This window comes from Kitasatospora sp. NPDC114501, assembly GCF_055633695.1.
The window spans coordinates 64,718-81,333 of sequence record NZ_JBVKDS010000010.1 but is presented as its reverse complement, the minus strand read 5'-3'; the positions used below and the strand labels follow the sequence as shown (position 1 = coordinate 81,333).

General features: G+C 74.0%; 11 protein-coding genes. 5 read left to right on the top strand and 6 right to left on the bottom strand.

From position 1 onward, the window contains the following. Positions 1–85: 85 nt before the first annotated feature. Positions 86–715 (bottom strand): TetR/AcrR family transcriptional regulator, encoded by a 630-nt coding sequence (locus ACZ7RU_RS19915; RefSeq protein ID WP_470342248.1) that lies wholly within the window; start codon positions 713–715, stop codon positions 86–88. A gap of 119 nt (positions 716–834) precedes the next feature. Between ACZ7RU_RS19915 and ACZ7RU_RS19910 the strand changes: the two genes are divergently transcribed. Then, positions 835–2,247, top strand: a complete 1,413-nt coding sequence (locus tag ACZ7RU_RS19910; RefSeq protein ID WP_470342247.1) for an amidase — start codon at positions 835–837, stop codon at positions 2,245–2,247. Between the two features lie 66 nt (positions 2,248–2,313). Here the strand turns inward: ACZ7RU_RS19910 and ACZ7RU_RS19905 are convergent, their stop codons facing one another. After that, the gene (locus ACZ7RU_RS19905; protein ID WP_470342246.1) at positions 2,314–3,054 is read right to left on the bottom strand and encodes a response regulator transcription factor; all 741 of its coding nucleotides are present in this window, start codon (positions 3,052–3,054) and stop codon (positions 2,314–2,316) included. Next, on the bottom strand, positions 3,051–4,271 hold the full coding sequence (locus ACZ7RU_RS19900; RefSeq protein ID WP_470342245.1) for a sensor histidine kinase: 1,221 nt from the start codon (positions 4,269–4,271) through the stop codon (positions 3,051–3,053). Before ACZ7RU_RS19900 ends, ACZ7RU_RS19905 begins: the two co-directional genes overlap by 4 nt. A gap of 195 nt (positions 4,272–4,466) precedes the next feature. Between ACZ7RU_RS19900 and ACZ7RU_RS19895 the strand changes: the two genes are divergently transcribed. Both ACZ7RU_RS19895 and ACZ7RU_RS19890 read left to right on the top strand, forming a co-directional pair. Continuing rightward, positions 4,467–4,706, top strand: coding sequence for a hypothetical protein (locus ACZ7RU_RS19895; protein ID WP_470342244.1), 240 nt, complete (start codon positions 4,467–4,469; stop codon positions 4,704–4,706). Positions 4,707–4,996: 290 nt separating this feature from the next. Next, a complete protein-coding gene (locus ACZ7RU_RS19890) occupies positions 4,997–6,259 on the top strand; it encodes a hypothetical protein (protein ID WP_470342243.1) in 1,263 nt (420 codons plus the stop codon). A 48-nt stretch (positions 6,260–6,307) separates the two neighbouring features. On the opposite strand, the gene ACZ7RU_RS19885 is transcribed toward ACZ7RU_RS19890, so the two are convergent. Next, positions 6,308–9,151, bottom strand: coding sequence for a helix-turn-helix transcriptional regulator (locus ACZ7RU_RS19885; protein ID WP_470342242.1), 2,844 nt, complete (start codon positions 9,149–9,151; stop codon positions 6,308–6,310). Positions 9,152–9,486: 335 nt separating this feature from the next. Here ACZ7RU_RS19885 and ACZ7RU_RS19880 point away from each other — a divergent pair, with 335 nt between their 5' ends. Then, positions 9,487–9,945, top strand: coding sequence for a peptidase inhibitor family I36 protein (locus ACZ7RU_RS19880; RefSeq protein WP_470342241.1), 459 nt, complete (start codon positions 9,487–9,489; stop codon positions 9,943–9,945). Between the two features lie 139 nt (positions 9,946–10,084). Further along, positions 10,085–13,801 (top strand): RICIN domain-containing protein, encoded by a 3,717-nt coding sequence (locus ACZ7RU_RS19875; protein WP_470342240.1) that lies wholly within the window; start codon positions 10,085–10,087, stop codon positions 13,799–13,801. 552 nt (positions 13,802–14,353) lie between these two features. On the opposite strand, the gene ACZ7RU_RS19870 is transcribed toward ACZ7RU_RS19875, so the two are convergent. Beyond that, entirely contained in the window at positions 14,354–15,847 is a 1,494-nt protein-coding gene (locus ACZ7RU_RS19870; RefSeq protein WP_470342239.1) for a S1 family peptidase, read from the bottom strand. 86 nt (positions 15,848–15,933) lie between these two features. After that, a partial coding sequence (locus tag ACZ7RU_RS19865; RefSeq protein WP_470342238.1) for a DUF8189 domain-containing protein occupies positions 15,934–16,616 on the bottom strand: 683 nt, incomplete at its 5' end.

Genomic DNA, 16,616 nt, shown 5'->3' with positions numbered 1-16,616 from the left:
CTGGACGGCGACCGGGCGACAACGGCGGGCGAAGGCTCGGCGGACGAGGTGCCGCCCGAACACCCGAGGGGCGGCGGGCGACCGTTCAGCAGCGCGCCCAGAGGCCGGCCAGGTGCGCGTGCAGGACCTCCTCCGCCTCCGCCACCGTCCGGTGCCCGACCAGGACGTGCGCGGTGAGCCCGTCGGCGAGGGCGAGCAGCGTCCGGGCCTCGGTGCGGGCCACCACGGCCCCGCCCGCGGCGGCACCGCCGATCACCGATCCGCCGACGACCTCCCCGCCGGCGGCCTCCATGACCAGCCGCACCAACAGCTCCTCCAGTGCCGCGTAGCTGCTCCGCAGGGCCGCCGCCAGCGCCGGGTTGACGGCGGCGCCGGCGAGGAAGGCGAGCCAGATCCTGGCCTCGGCCCGGTGCTCCTCGCGCAGCAGCGCCACCTCGCCCGCCACCAGCCCGAGTTCGCCGGCCGCCGACTGCGCCGGGTCTGCGGTGAGCCGGCCGCGCACCCGCTCGGTGACCCGCTCGCCGACGTGGGTGAGCGCGAACAGGAGCATCTCCTCCTTGGTGCGGAAGCAGCGCTGGACGGCGCCCATCGAGACCTCCGCCCGGGTGGCGACGTCCCGCAGGGTGACGCCCTCCAGGCCGTGCTCGTCCACCAGCAGGCAGACGGCCTCGGCGATCCGCCGGCGCCGGCCCTCGTGGTCCACCTGTTTCGGCATCGCCGGCCTCCTCGTCCCGCCGTCGGTATTGCGATGCAAGCGTATCGGTTCCCGGGTTAGGGTTCCGTACCGATGCGACCGCATCGGTACAAGGCCGACGAGCCGCCGAGGAGACCCCCATGCCCCTGTGGAGCAAGCCCGCCACCGAACTCGCCGCCGCCGTGCGCTCGGGCGAGGTGTCGGCCCTGGACGTGGTGGACGGCCACCTGGCCCGGATCGCCGAGGTCAACCCCGGCCTGAACGCCGTCACCCAGCTCCTCGCCGACCGCGCCCGCGCCGACGCCCGGCAGCTCGACCGCCGCCGGGCCGCCGGCGAGCAGCTGGGCCCGCTCGCGGGCGTGCCGTTCACCGTCAAGGAGTGCACCCCGATCGCCGGAGTGCCCACCACCTTCGGCACCCCGCGCTTCCGCGACCACGTCGCCGCCGCGGACGCCGTCCCGGTGGCCCGGCTGCGCGCGGCGGGGGCGATCCCGATCGGCCACAGCAACCTGCCGACCCTGATCCTCGCCGGGATGCACACCCGCAGCGAGCTCTACGGCGACACCCGCAACCCCTGGGACCGCGCCCGCACCCCCGGCGGCTCCAGCGGCGGGGACGGCGTGGCCGTCGCCGCCGGGATGGTCCCGCTCGGGCTCGGCAACGACTCCGGCGGCTCGGTCCGCGTCCCGGCCTCCTTCTGCGGGGTCGCCGCCCTCAAGCCGACCACCGGCCGCTTCCCCGCCGACCAGCGCCTGATCGGCCCGGACGACCCGGGCCCCGCCTCCCAGGTCCTGGTCACCGACGGCCCGCTGGCCCGTACGGTCGCCGACCTGCGGCTCGCCTACGAGACGCTGGCGGGCACCGACCCGCGCGACCCGCGCGCCGTGCCCGCCCCGCTGGACGGGGAGCCGCTCGCCGGCCCGGTCCGGGTCGCCGTCGTCGCCGATCCCGGCGGCCACGGCGTCCACCCGACCGTCCGCCGCGCCGTCGAGACCGCCGCCGACGCGCTGCGCGACGCCGGGTACGACGTCCGGGAGGTCCCCGACGTCCCGCGGCTGGACGAGGCGCTCGACGCTTATCTCCGCCTCACCAACACCGAGTTCGCCCCGAGCTGGCCCGTCGTCCGGCAACTGCTGGGCCAGGGCGGCGACCGCTACATCGACCTGACCATGCGCGTCGCCCCGCCCGCGGACGCCCCCGGCCTGATCCGGCTGATGAGCTCCTGGATGGGCATCCGCCGCTCCTGGACGGAGTTCCTGCAGGAGTACCCGCTGCTGCTGGGCCCGGTGTTCACCGAGCCGCCGGTCGAACCCGGTCTGGAGTCCCGGGACCAGGCGGGCCGTGACCGGGTCGCCGCCGCCATGCGGCTCTGCTCGGTGACCAGCTTCGTCGGCGTCCCGGCCGTCGCCGTCCCCACCGGCCTCGCCGCGGACGGCCTGCCCACCGGCGTCCAGCTGGTCGGCCGGGCGTTCCGGGAGGACCTCTGCCTCGCCGCCGCCCAGGCCGTCGAGGGCCGCCTCGGCACCCTCACCCCGATCGACCCGAGGCCGTGAAGCGGTGCCGGGGCCGTAGGCCGTGAGGGACGGTGAGGGGGTCGTAAGGCCATGGCACCGGAGCCGCTACGCCCCCGGCAGCCCCGGCACCACCAGCCCGCTCTCGTAGGCGATCACCACCGCGTGGGTCCGGTTCTGCGCGCCGAGCTTGCCCAGCACGTTCCCCACGTGCGTCTTGACGGTCTCCTGGCTCACCGCGAGGGCCTGGGCGATCTCCGGGTTGGACAGCCCGGTCGCCATCAGCCGCAGCACCCCCTCCTCCCGCCCGGTCAGCGCCGCCCGGGGAAGCGCCTCGACCGAGTCCAGCGGCCGGGCCGCGACCATCCGGCGCAGCGCGGCGGGGAACAGCACCGCCTCCCCGGCCGCCGCCACCCGCACCGCCTCGGCGATCTGCGGGACGGGCCGCCGCTTGAGCACGAAGCCGCTGGCCCCGGCGCTCAGCGCGGCGGTGACGTAGGCGTCGTTCTCGAAGGTGGTGATCACCACGACCTTGGGGGGCTCGGCGTGCTCCCGCAGCAGTTCGCGGGTCGCGTCGATGCCGTTGCGGCGCGGCATCCGCACGTCCATCAGCACCACGTCCGGCCGCAGCCGCCGGACCTGCTCGACCACCTCGACGCCGTCGGCGGCCGTCCCGACCACCGTGATGCCCGGCTGGGCGCCCAGCAGGGTGCCCAGTCCGCTGCGGGTGACGGGGTCGTCGTCGGCGATCAGCACGGTGACGTCGGGCGGTGCGCCCGCGTCGGGGCCGGGCGCACCCGCGTCGGAGCCGGGCGCACCCGCGTCGGAGCCGGCGCCGGGCCCGTTCACGCCGACCACCGCATCGGCAGCCGGACCGCCAGCCGCCACTGCCGCTCCCCGTACGGCCCGGCCTCGAACTCGCCGTTCAGCAGTCGCACCCGCTCGGCCAGGCCGGGCAGGCCGTGGCCGGAGGTCGGGAAGCCGCCCGACCCCGGCCCGGCCTCGCCGCCGCCCACCCCGTTGACCACGCTCAGCTCCAGCGTCTCCGGCCCCGCCGCCACCCGCAGCTCGATCGGCCCGCCGGCGCCGTGCCGCAGCGCGTTGGTCAGCCCCTCCTGGACGATCCGGTAGGCGGCCCGGGAGAGCGTGCCCTGCACCCGCGCCAGGTCCCCGGTGGTGCGCGGTTCCACGACCGCGCCCGCGTGCCGCAGCCGGTCGATCAGTTCGGGCAGGTCGGTGAGGGTCCGGGTCGGGGCGGTGCCCGACTGCTCCTCGCGCAGCACGCCCAGCACGTAGTCGAGGTCCTCCAGCGCGGCCCGGGTGGACTCCTCGATGCTGCGCATGGCGGCCCGCGCCGCCGCCGGGTCGGCGGCGAGCACCTCGCCCGCGACGGCCGCCTGGATGGTGGCGGCGGTCAGGGTGTGCCCGATGGAGTCGTGCAGTTCGTGCGCCAGCCGGTTGCGTTCGGCCAGCTGCCGCTCCCGTTCGGCGGCCATCGCGAGCCGCTCGGCCGGCGAGGGCCCGAGCAGCCGGGGCGCCAGCGCCCGCAGCGCGCCCGACGCCCCGGCGAACAGGGCCGCCGCCAGCGCCAGGCTGAGCACCGCCGCCACCCAGCTCCAGACACCCGTCACCTCGGCGGACCACCCGAAGAGGCTCACCCGCGCCTCGCCGGACGCCCACTGCCCCGGCAGTGCCAGCGCCATCACCAGCAGCGTGCTGCCGGTGACCAGCACCGTCCACCCGAGCGCCACGTGCGCCAGCAGGAAGACCGGTGTCCGCCACCGCTCCCCCGTGGCGCCCTTCACCGGGTCGGGCACCGCGACGCCCAGCAGCCGCCGCGCCGCCTTCACCAGCACCCGGCGCACCACCGGGGGCAGCCCGGCCGCCGCGATCAGCACCGCCCACAGCGGCAGGGCCGCCCAGACCGCGTCCGGCCGGCCGGACACCCCCAGCGTCGCCCCGAGCGCCACCATCGCCACGGGCAGCGACGCCAGCGCCCCGAGCACCGCGAACAGCACTCCCGTGTACGTCGACCTGCGCAGCAGCAACCGCATTCCCTTGATCATGCTGGTCAGTATCACCGGCCGCCCCGCCCCGGCCCTCCCCCGATCGAGGGAGGATCTCCGACGGCCCTCGACGGTCGGGCGACGAGCCCCGACCCGGCGCCGCCGGCCCGGATTCGGCCGGAACGCGACCACTCGTTCGCATGAATCCGACGCGAAGCCGCCTCCACGGCTCCGGAGTTCCAGACCATCGCAGCAATGACGATCAATCAGAAGCTGTTCCGGCAGGGCCTGTTGGCGACAGCCGCCTCCACCCTCACCGCCCTGGCCGCGGCGACCGCCCAGGCCGCACCCGCCCAGCGGAACGACGGCCCGCACCTCTACCGGGTGTCCGTCCGGGCCGCCGGCACCTGGGCACCGCCTCCCGGCCTGGCCTCCTTCACCGTGCACGTCCGGGGCACCGGCGGCGGAGGCGGCCCGGGAGGCGCGGACCGGTAGCGAGGTCCCGGCGGGGACCGACGGCCGGCGCGCGAACCGGCCGACGGGATCCGGCCGTTCCGCCGATCCCCCTGCCAACGAACGGAACGTGGGCGAGACTTGGCCACCGGACCGGGCACCCGACCAGCCGTGGTATCCGATGGAAAACCAACTCCCTTGATCCAAAAGATCGTTCACGAGACAGGAGTTTCCGGATGGCTGGTTCCCCCATGCCACGAAGAGCCACCCCAGGCAGAGCCGCGCCTCGTCCATACCCGACTCCCCACCCCGATGAGCCAGGAGCCCGCCGTATGACCGGCTTACGCGCCCTCCGCCCCGCCGCCCTCCGCCCCGCCGCCCTCGGCGCCGCAACGACGGCCGCCGCCCTCCTGCTCGGCCTCGCCCCCACCGCAGCGGCCGCCCCCGCCACAACAGCGGCCACCCCGGCCGCAGCATCCGCCCCGCTGCCCACCCCGCGGTTCCTGCCGACCCCGCCGGACACCGCCTGGAGCCTGGTGTGGGGCCTGGGCCGCGACGGCGCCGTCGTCGGCGAGTACTACCGGAACACCCCCGGTGGAGTCGGCCCGCACGCCATCCGCTGGCATCCCGACCACCTCGGCTACACCGACCTGGCAGCACTGCCCGGCGACCTGTCCAGCCGCCCGGCCGGGTTCGACGACACGGGCACCGTGGTCGGGGAGTCCTACCGCGCGCTGGGCGACAACCACCCGGTCCGCTGGGCCCCGGACGGCACTCCGACGGCCCTGGAACTGCCGGCCGGGGCCCGCGGCGGCGGCGCCAGCGCGGTCAACAACGCCGGTGTGGTGGTCGGTGGTTGGTACGACGCCGTCTACCAGTCCAAGCCGTTGAAGTGGCAGCCCGACGGAACCAGGGTCGACCTGCCGGTGCTGCCCGGCGACACCATGGGCTCGGCCGTCTCGGTCACCGACGCGGGCGTCGTCGCCGGCACCTCCGAGCGGCGCCTCGCCGACGGCCGCTACGAGGAGACCCCGGTGCTCTGGAACCCGGCGGGCGCCGTGACCGCGCTCCCGCTGCCGCCGGGGGTCGACGGGGCCAGGGTGGCCCGGATGACCGACGGCGGCGTGGTGCTCGCACAGGGCCGGCGCGCGGGCGGCACGGAGTTCGACCGGGTGCTGGTCTGGACGCCCGACGGCACCGTCCGGGACGCCGGGACCGGCCGGACGAGGGCCGTCAACAGCGCGGGCACCGTCGTCGGGGCGGCCTTCGACGCCGCCCGCTCCACGCTCGCCGCCCGCTGGAACCCGGACGGCACGCGGACCCTGCTCGACGGCCCGGCGGGCCGGCAGAGCGAGGCGATGGCCGTCAACAGCGCGGGCACCGCGGTCGGCGTCGCGCAGGGGCCGGACTGGAACCGGACCACGGCGCTGCTGTGGCGGCCCGACGGGACGGCCGTGCCGCTCCCGCCGTCCCCGCTCAGCCCGTACGCCAACGCCAGGTTCATCAACGACGACGGGGTGGTCGCCGGGACCGCCGTCGAGCTGGACGCGGCCGGTGAACCGGTCTCGGCCCGCCCCATCGTCTGGACCCGCTGACGGCGCACCGCCGGACGGCCGGACGGTCCGCGGACCGCCCGGCCGTCCTCAGTTCCGCCCCGGCTCCCGCGGGCCGAGGGCGTCGCGCAGCATGGCGCGCGAGGTGATGCCGAGCTTCTCGTAGATCTGGTACAGGTGCGCGCCGACCGTCCGGTGCGAGATGAACAGCCGTTCGGCGATCTGCTTGTTGGTGAGGCCGGAGGCGGCGAGGTGGGCGATCTCCAGCTTCTGGGCGCTCAGCCCGTGGGTGTTCGAGTCGTCCGGCCGAGGCCGGTTCCAGCCCGTCGCCCGCAGCTCGTTCCTGGTCCGCTCGGCCCACGGCAGGGCGTCCAGTTCCTCGAAGACGGCCAGCGCGGCGCCGAGCCGGGCCCTGGCCTCGGTCATGGCCCGGGCCCGGCGCAGCCGTTCGCCGTGGGCGAGCAGGATCCGGGCGTGGTCGAAGCGCCACCGGTCGCCGCCGGGGGTGTCCAGCGCGCGGGCGAAGCCGCGCAGCGCCTCCTGGTCGTCGTCGGTGCACAGGGCGGCCGACGCCTCCAGCAGCATGGCGTGCCGGGAGGACACCGCGCCGAGGCCGGCCTCACGCATCGCCCGGACGTGCGCGGCGGCCTCCTCGCGCCGGTCGCTGCGGACGGCGGCCTCCACCAGGTGCGCGGCCACCCACAGCGCGTGGGGGACGTGGGAGGCCAGGGTGCCGGCCGGGCTGACGGCTTCGGCATGCCGGTACGCGAGCTGGTGGTCCCCGCGGCCGAGGGCAGCCACGGCGGCGGCGTGGTGGGCGTAGTGGGCGGCACAGGGGGCGCCGTGGCGCGCGGCCCAGTCGATGACGTACCCGGCCGTCGCGAGGCTCTCGTCCGTGTGCCCGCGGGCGCCGAGGACGATGGACCTGATGAACAGGAAGTACCAGGCGAAGGCGCGGTACCCGTGGTCCTCGCAGGCCTGCAACCCCTCTCCGGCGAGGTGGAGCGCCTCGTCCCAGCGTCCGGTGAGGTAGTCCTCCAGGCACAGGTGGATGAGCGCGGAGAGGTAGCGCCTGGCCGGGCCGCCGTCGCGGCCGGACCGCACCACCTGCCAGGCCGCGTCGCGGATCTCGCCGAGGCGGTCGAGGTAGAGGGCCCCGGTGCCGACGCGGGTGATCAGCACCGGGTCGGCCTCCTCCCCGGCCAGGGTCAACGAGGCCATGAGGGCGTCGAGTCGGCCGTGCGCCGCGGCCCCGGTGCGGGCCGGGTCGGCGAAGGTGCGGCCCAGGACGGTCAGGATGGCCGGCGGCTCCGGGGTGAGGCGTTCGACGGCCCGGTCGTAGAACTGCCACAGGTCGGGCCGGGCGCCGAAGAAGCAGACCACCGCCAGGACGTGCAGCGCGTCGACGAGTGCCTTGTCGTCGGCCCGGTACCCGTGGGCGCCGGCCGCGGACTCGATGGCGGTGGTCAGCAGCCGGTGCGCGGTGGCCACGTCGTCGCCCCCGCCGACCACGGTTCCGTCCGCCGGGTTCCCGCCCCCGTCCCCGTTGAGCACGAGCAGCGCCGACGCGGTGGCCGAGTGCAGCGAGTCCTCCCGCTCCGGGGCGGCCTGGCGCGCGTCGTCCAGGAGTTTGCGGGCACTGGACAGCGCCCCGGTGGACTCGGCCCCCAGGTAGGCCGCCTCCGCGAGCCGGCGGGCCCGGTTCGGCCCCTCCGGCGAGAGCGAGGCCGACCGGATCAGGGTCCGCATGGCCCCGGCGGCGTCGCCGCGCCGCAGGGTGAGGCCGGCCGCCTGCTCCAGCAGCGCGGCGACCTCCTCGTCGGGCTCCAGGGTGGCCTCGCCCAGGTGCCAGGCCCGGCGTTCCGGCCGGTCGGCCAGGGCGTGGGCGAGCGCCGCGTGCGCGGCGCGCCGTTCGCCGCTCAGCGCGTGGAGCACCATGGCCGAGCGGATGAGAGGGTGCCGGAACCGCAGCCGCTGCTCGCCCTCCTCGATCTCCACCAGCCGGTCGCGCTCGACCGGGGCGAGGTCGTCCAGGCCGTACCCGGCCCCGGCCTGACGGGCGGCCGCGTGCAGCACGCCCAGGTCGCCGGTGCCCTCCAGGGCCGCGAGCAGCAGCAGGTGCCGGGAGCCGGCCGGCAGCCGGGCGATCCGGGTCCCGAACAGCGTCTCCAGCCGGCTGCTGAGCGGCGGTACGGCCGGGCAGTCGGCGGAGGCGGCCGGCGGCACGACGGTCGGCAGCTCCAGCAGGGCCAGCGGGTTGCCGCCCGCCTCGGCGAGCAGCCGTCGGCGCACTCCGCGCCCGAGGCCGGGGAACCGCTCGGCGAGCAGCCGGGCCGCCGATTCCTCGTCCAGGGGCGGGAGTTCGTACGTGGGGAAGGCTCCGGCCTCCCGGGGGCCCAGCTCGCCGGAGCGGGCGGCCGCCACGAAGCCGACGCCCAGGCCGGTCACCCGCCGGGCGACGAAGCCGAGCACGGCGGTGCTGGCCGGGTCGACCCAGTGCAGGTCGTCGACGACGAGCAGCAGCGGCTGCGCGCCGGCGACGGTCTGGAGCAGCCGCAGGACGGCGTTGGAGACGAGCAGTTGCTCGGGCGGCAGGCCTCTCTCGAAGCCGAGCACGACGCGCAGGGCGTCGCGCTGCGCGGAGTCGAGCTGCTCCAGGGCGCCCAGGTGGGGGAAGAGGATCTGGTGGAGGCCGGAGTAGCCGCAGTCGGCCTCGAACTCCACCCCCGAGGCCCTGAGCACCCGGGCGCCGTCCGCGAGCGCGGTCGCGGCGACCGTGTCCAGGAGGGCGCTCTTGCCGATGCCGGCCTGGCCGGACAGCAGCAGCGCCCCGCCGCCGGTCCCGATGCCGAGCCGGTCCCGGACCAGCCGCAGATCGCCGTCCCTGCCGACCAACGGCCCGCCCCCGAGCACGCCGGTCCCCACCCCGCCCACCACTACCGTTCCCCTCCCGCGCAATTCCGGCCACCGTCACGCGCGCGCCGAGGCCGGATCTCCTCGGTGGGAAATCGCTTCGACACGGCCGTGAACAGCCCCGGCCGCACACCATTATGACGGTCGACGGGCAGTCGTTCTCCGGACTTGCCGGTCCGTTTCCGGCCGCTCGCCGCGCCGCATGACCTACGTCTCGACCTGCGGGGATGCGAGCGGTCGTCCACTCAGTGCAGTCGAATGACCGATGCGCCGACGCCGCACCGTCGAACACAGTTGCACCGCAGGTTTCCCGTCCGCATCGGCGATTCCGGCCGACCCCGAAAGCGAGTTCCACCATGGCCCTGAAATCCCTCCGGCTGAAGACCGCCGCCGTGGCGAGCGCGCTCGCCGGCGCGGCGCTGTTCGCCGTGGCCGCCCCGGCGACCCCGGCCGCCGCGGCGAACGCCCCCTACGACGGCTGCCCGGCGTGGGCGCTCTGCCTCTACCAGCACGAGGGCGGGACGGGTTCGAAGGCGATCGTCACGCCTCCCCCGGCCGGTGGAAACTCGGCGATCGTGCGGCTCCACTCGGTCCACTTCCTGAACGGGGAGATCGCCGACAACCAGGTGTCCTCCTGGATCAACAACTCGCAGTGCTCGGCCAAGTTCATGGACGACCCCTACGGCGAGCTCCACCCGTCCGACCTGGACTACACGGAGACCTGGCACTGGGGCGCGAAGGGCGACTACGGCCCCGGCACCTCCAGGTCCTACGTCAACGACCGGATCTCGTCCATCCAGTTCTACTGCCCGTAGCGACCACCCCGGTCGAGGGCGCGGCCTCCGATCCGCCCCACCGCCCCCGGCACCCGTCAAGGGGCCGGGGGCGTCGCCGTGCCCCCTCCCTGCTCCCCGATCCGCAGCCGGACCATCCGACGACCCGGAAAGAAGTCCCATGAAACGTCTACGACCAGCGGCCGCGCTCCTGTCCGGCCTGCTGCTCTCCGCCGCACTGCCCACCCTCGCCGAGGCCGCACCCGCCGTCGAGGCGGCCCCGGCGGCCGTCACCGCGGTGACCGCCGGCCCCGGCGCCGAGGGACCGGACCTCACCCACGCCAACCGCACCTCCCCGGCCGCCGGCATGCCGGACTGGTCCCGCGTCGGCTTCCGGGGCGGGCAGGAGCTGCCCGACGACAACGACCTGACCGACGCCCCCGGCTGCCGCATCACCCCGGACGTGCTCGCCGCCAGGTACGGGGTGAAGGCGAACGACGGCGCCGACGACACCACCGGCCTGCAGAAGGCCGTCGACGACGTCAAGGCCGACTGCTCGCCGAACGCCAGCTTCAACCGGCTCTCGCTGATCTCCCTCCCGGCGGGCCGGATCGACGTCTCCCGGCAGGTCTACGTCGACGCCGACTACCTGGTCCTGCGCGGCCAGGGCTCCGGCGACGGCGGCACCCGGCTGGTGTTCCGGCCGGACGTCAACACCCGCTACGACACCCTGGTCAACGGCCGCTGGGACCAGGACGGCATGAAGGCCGGCAGTGGCAGCGACGTCGGCACCGGTGGCTGGATCTGGCCGGGCCGCGGCATGTTCCGGGTGCAGACCCGGGACATCGCGGAGCGCTACCAGGACGACTGGGCGGCGTCCCCGGCCAACCGCAAGGACATCTTCGAGGGCAGCGTCAACCAGCACTGGGCCTCGGGCATCAAGGTGGCCGCCCGGGCCGACGACCCCGGCTACGCGGCCCGGCAGGGCCAGAGCACCGTCCAGTTGGACGCCAAGGCCGACATGAAGAAGTTCTCCCCGGGCGGCTACGTCTGGGTCGGCGCGGCCAACAGCGTCAAGTTCTACGAGCAGCAGGGCGTCTCCGACCGCAGTCAGATGGACAACCTGCACATGCGCCAGCAGATGTTCCGGGTCACCGGCTTCGACGGCACCGCGAAGACCGTCAACCTGGACCGCCCGCTGGAGTGGGACGTGCCGGTCGACTCCACCTCGGACGGCTCCCCCGCGCTGGGCGACAAGCCGTACCCCAGCAAGGTCACCCCGCTGAAGGTGGTCCAGGGCGTCGGCTTCGAGGACTTCGCCTTCACCCAGGACATGACCGGCCTGCCCAAGCTGGGCGGCGGCACCTACGACCTGACCCCCGCCCAGGCCGTCCACAACTACGGCAACATGGCGCCCGAGTACGCGATGCACGGCATCGTCTTCAAGTGGACCGCCAACGACTGGGCGCGCGGGCTGAAGGCCGAGATGACCGGCTCGCACCCGATCGTCACCGAGGACGCCCGCAACCTGCAGATCGAGCGCAACAGCTTCGACGGCGCCTGGAACAAGGGCAAGGGCGGCAACGGCTACCTGCGCGGCAGTCGCGTCTGGGACTCGCTGTACGCCTACAACCTCAGCCGCAACCTGCGCCACTTCACCTTCCAGTGGTCCGCCAGCGGCAACGTCGCCTTCCGCAACGACCTCGACTCGGACCTGAACCTGCACGGCGGGTGGGAGCACGACAACCTGTTCGAGCAGAACACCCTGCGGGTCCCGTACGAGCACCGCTCCGGCAACTGCCAGACCAACTGCGGCGGTGAGGGCGGCGAGGTCGACGCGGGCACCTGGTACCCGGTGTGGTGGGCGGCCGGCCCCAAGGCGGTCAAGTGGTCCGGCTCCTCGGGCCCGCAGAACGTCTTCTACAACAACACGATGGTCAAGCAGGCGACGCCCGGCGGCCCGTTCGAGCCGTACGCGCCGTACGGCAGCCAGACCGGCACCGCCTACCAGTTCGGCTCCGCAAACGGCGCCCCCGGCCAGTTCCAGCCGCTGGCCCAGGGCGGCCAGAACATCCCCGACTGGACCGGCCGGGAGACCCTCGACTACACCGGCCAGGGCGTGGTGCCGGTCGACCTGGGCAAGCGCCCCTCGCTCTTCCTCGCCGACACCGGCGGTCTCGAACCGCGCAGCGCCAACGAGCGCAAGGTCGCCACCTGGAACATGCAGGGCGCGAACACCGCCGACGCGAACGGCAACAAGTACGCCAACGACCTGCCCCAGCTGTTCGGGCGCGGCAGCCGGCAGGGCGGTGCCGACGTCGTCTCGCTCCAGGAGGCCGGCGCCCCGCCCGGCGGTGCCACCTTCCAGCAGAACATCGACACCCCCAACATCCACTACTGGACGGACGACGGCCTCCACACCATCCCGGTCCAGGAGTACCGGCTGGGAACCGCGAGCCGCCCGACGGGCTGGCTGTACTGGCTGCGCACGGACACCGGCAACGGGGAGTACGGCCGGGTCAACCTGGCCGTCTACAGCCGCACCCGGGTCGACCGCAACGACGTCTACGTCGCCCGGGAAGGCATCCTCACCAACGGCGACGACTCCCGGCCCGCGCTGGGCGTCAACGTCGACGGCGTCGTGTACTTCACGGTGCACGGCTGGTCGGGCAGCGGCAACGACGACCCCATGCTGCTGCGCAACATCCAGGACCAGATGTCCCAGGCACACCTGCCCTGGATCGCCCTGGGCGACTACAACCGCGCCCCGGACAGCCTGCGCGCGGCGATCGGCACCGATCTCTCCGTCCACGCCCAGGACCGGCCCACGCACCCCACGGACCGGGTCGGCAGCGGCACTCCCCGGGTCCTGGACTACGCCGTCGCGCCCAACAACAGCCCCCGGCAGCCCCGCGTCGTCGACATCGAGCGCGCCAACATCAACTCGTCGGACCACTACCCCGTCGTGTACACCCTCGACAACCTGCCGGCCCGGCCGTCGGTCACCCCGTCGCCGACGCCGAGCCTGTCGACGCACGTCGTGCTGCGCAGTGCCACCAGCACCAACGTGGCCTCCCCGACCCGCACCAGTCACGTGGTCACCGACCAGCCGGTCAACCGGGCCACCATCGCGACGCAGGTGTACTCGGTCGAACCCGACCCGGAGTACACCGGCTACTACCGCCTGGTCAACAACAGCGCGCCCTACTACGGCCACTACCTCGGCCAGGAGGGCGGCGCCCGCGACGCCCGGACGGTGGTGTGGCCGAACGCGGCCCAGGACCAGCTCTGGGCCCCGGTCCCCCAGGGCGACGGCACCTGGACCCTGCAGAACTACGTCACCCGGCAGTTCCTCACCGCGGCGGGCCAGGGGCAGCCGCTGGCGGGCCGCGACTACAACGGCTCGCCCGACCAGCGCTGGTTCCTCCAGGACCCGCGGGAGGCCGCGGACCTCAGCGAGATCGTCTCGCAGGAGAGCGGCGCGGGGGCCTCCGCGCTCTCCGTCGACGACCAGGCGGCGGCGCCGCACCCGGTGGTCCTGTCCCCCGACTCGCACCGGAGCACCCAGCAGTTCGGCATCGTCTCCGCGGGGCGGAGCGGCTCGGACAACTGCTTCTACCTGATCAACCAGGGGCAGTACGTCAACTCGACGGCGACCAGTCCGGGGAACCCGTCGAACGGCAGCGCCGTCACCATGGGCGGCTACCGTCCCAACGACGACGGCTACCTGTGGTGCGCCACCCCCGACGGCGCGAACGGAACGCTCCTGACCAACCACACGACGCCCGAGGAGCACCTGAACCTCGGCGACGGCGTGTTCAACCACACGACGACGGTCACCGCCCCCACCTCCGGTGCCGCCTGGCTCCACTGGATCTTCCGGACGGCCACCCAGTGACCCGCCCCCTCCGGTGAGCCCCGGCGGCCGGCCGATCCCCGGATCGGCCGGCCGCCTCCGTGCGGTCCGACCCGTGCCGTACGGGGCGCGGGTAAACAGAACGGCCGGGCGATCCGAAGATCGACCGGCCGTTCGCTGTGGCCAACCGGCACAATGCGTAGAACTGCGGAGATGCCTGGTCTACCGAGTACCGCTTCCCACGTCGCCGGAGATCTTTTCCCGGGGCGCTCGTTCAGCTGGTCGGCCATCGGACGGAAGCGGCATGCCGGCGCCTGGGGCCTTCCCGTTGCTTCCCTCCCTGTCCTTGGTTTCGTGGGTGATGGTTGGGCGGGCGATGGTGTTGAGGGGCGCTGTGCCTGTGGGGCCTTCTCCTCACTTTCCGCTGTTCACCGGCCGGGACGGCGAGGGTGCCCGGCGTGGAGGCCGGTGAACAGCGCACCGGCCCGCCAGGAACGGGACGGAGTCTTGCGGGACATGGGGATTCCTTGTCGGGTGGTTTAGTGACCGCCTGCCGTGACCACCAGGCCGCCCCGGCCGGGCGTGCCGCGTACGTCAGCGGCCCGGGACGACGATGCCCTGGGTCGACTTGCCGCTTCCGCTCCAGTCACCAGTGACCGGGAGGCCACCGTCGCCGTAGGAGACGGAGACGGTGGAGCCGTCGGGGGCGGCGCCGCGGAGACGGAAGATGCTGCCGGCGGGGTGGTAGACGCCGACCTGGGTGGTGCCGCTGCCGTTCCAGTCGCCGGCGAGGGGCGTGTCCCCCGGGTTGCCGAATGTGAGCCTGATGTCGGCATCGCCGCTGTGGATGGAGTTCATGAGGTAGAAGGTGGCGGTGTTGGGGTTGAACAGCCCCGGGGTGTCGTAGCCCTTGTGTGTCCAGTCTCCGGCGATCGGCTTCCAGTTGCCGCCGTCGCCCAGCATGAAGGATGTCACGGTGCCGTCGTGGTGGCGGAGGTGGAACTCGGCGGTGCTGGGGCGGTAGATCCCGACCTCGGTGGTGCGTCCGCCGTCCCACCGGCCGACCACGGGGAGGTCGCCGGGGTTGCCGAACCCGAAGTCGGTGCTGCTTGGGGTGCCGTCGAGGGAGTTGGTCAGGTAGAAGTGGGCGGTGGTGGGGTCGTAGCCGCCGGGGGTGTCCCCGCCGATGCCGTCCCAGTTGCCCGTCAGCGGGATCATCGGGCTTTCCCCGAAGTCGAAGACCGGCCGGGTGTTGATGTTCGACTGGGCGGAGTCGGAGAGGAACCAGCGCAGTACGCCGGGTGCCTGGGGTGGCAACGGGCGGGACCGCACGAGCTGGATCCAGTCGCCGATGTCGTCGGTGCGGGTGGCGGTGGCGCCGTCGTGGGTGGTTTCGGTGCTGCCGAGGCAGCCTTTCTGCCAGGAGGCGCTGATGACGGCGACGAGTTGGACGGTGTTGCCGCTCCCGCGGACGGCGGGGCCGCCGGTGTCCCCTTTGCACACCGTGGCTCCGGCCGGTGCGGTGCCTGTGATCCCGATTCCGGTGGTGGTGACCGTGTTGACGCCGAAGGTCGCCGTGTGGAGCTTGTCGGGTACCCACTCGGTGTGGGTCCGGCCGTATCCGGCGACTCGTAGGCTTTCCGACTGGACGGGTGCGGTGGCCGCTACGGCGAGCGGGGTGATGTCGGTGACGGGGGTGGTGAGGCGGGCGAGGACGAGGTCGCGGTCGGTGCGGGGGACGAGTTCGGCGATGTCCCGGACCTGGCCCATGGTGGTGGTGAGGTCAGTGCGGCCGATGGTGGCGGTGGTCCTGAGCGCGGGCTTTCCGGCAGGGACGGTGCCTGGCCGGCCGGGGTCGTCGGCAAAGCAGGCGGCGGCGCTGACGATCCAGTACGGGTCGACCAGGGCGCCGGTGCAAGCGCGTTTGCCCTCGCCGATGTCCAGCTTCACTGTGAAGGCATAGGAGTTCGCCGCGGCGGCCTCGCCGACCACGCCGCTGGCCGGGGTGGGGGTGCTCAGCAGGCCGGCGGCCGTGGTCGCGGCCAGTACACCGGCCCGCCATGAGCGGGGCGGGGTGCTGCGGGTCATGGGACTTCCTCTTCGGGTGAGTATGCGGGCCGCGGGGCGGTCGGCTTCGCGCCGACGGCCCCGCGGGGATCGCGGGACGGATCGGCTCAGCCGGTGGTGGGTATCTGGCCGACGATGGACCAGCCGGACCAGGCCCCGTCGGCGACCTTGGTGGCGTGGGCCATGACGCCGTCGGTGCCCTGGCCGAAGACCTCGGCGGTCCTGGTGTCCGGGTTGTAGACCGCGGAGGGGGAGTCACGGAACTTCCAGCTGCCGGTCATGGCCCAGGCTGTCCAGCCGGTGGCGCGGCTCCAGGTCGCCCGGTACATGGAGGCGTCGGTGCCGACGGCGAACACCTCGAGGGTATTGGTGACGGGGTTGTGGAGGACGGCCGGTGCGCCGATGAACGCGCCGGAGGGGTTGAGGGCGAACGGGCCGTGCCAGCCCGCGCCGTCGGTGTTGTAGAGGTGGGCCATGACGCCGTCGCTGCGCAGGGCGAAGACCTCGGCGGTCCTGGTGTCCGGGTTGTAGACCGTGACAGGGGCGCCGTTGTACTTCCAGTCGCCGGCCATGATCCAGGACGTCCAGCCTGCGGCACGGCTCCACGTCGCCCGGTACATGGAGGCGTCGGTGCCGACGGCGAACACCTCGAGGGTATTGGTGACGGGGTTGTGGAGGACGGCCGGTGCGCCGACGAACGCGCCGGAGGGGTTGAGGGCGAACGGGCCGTGCCAGCCCGCGCCGTCGGTGTTGTAGAGGTGGGCCATGACGCCGTCGCTGCGCAGGGCGA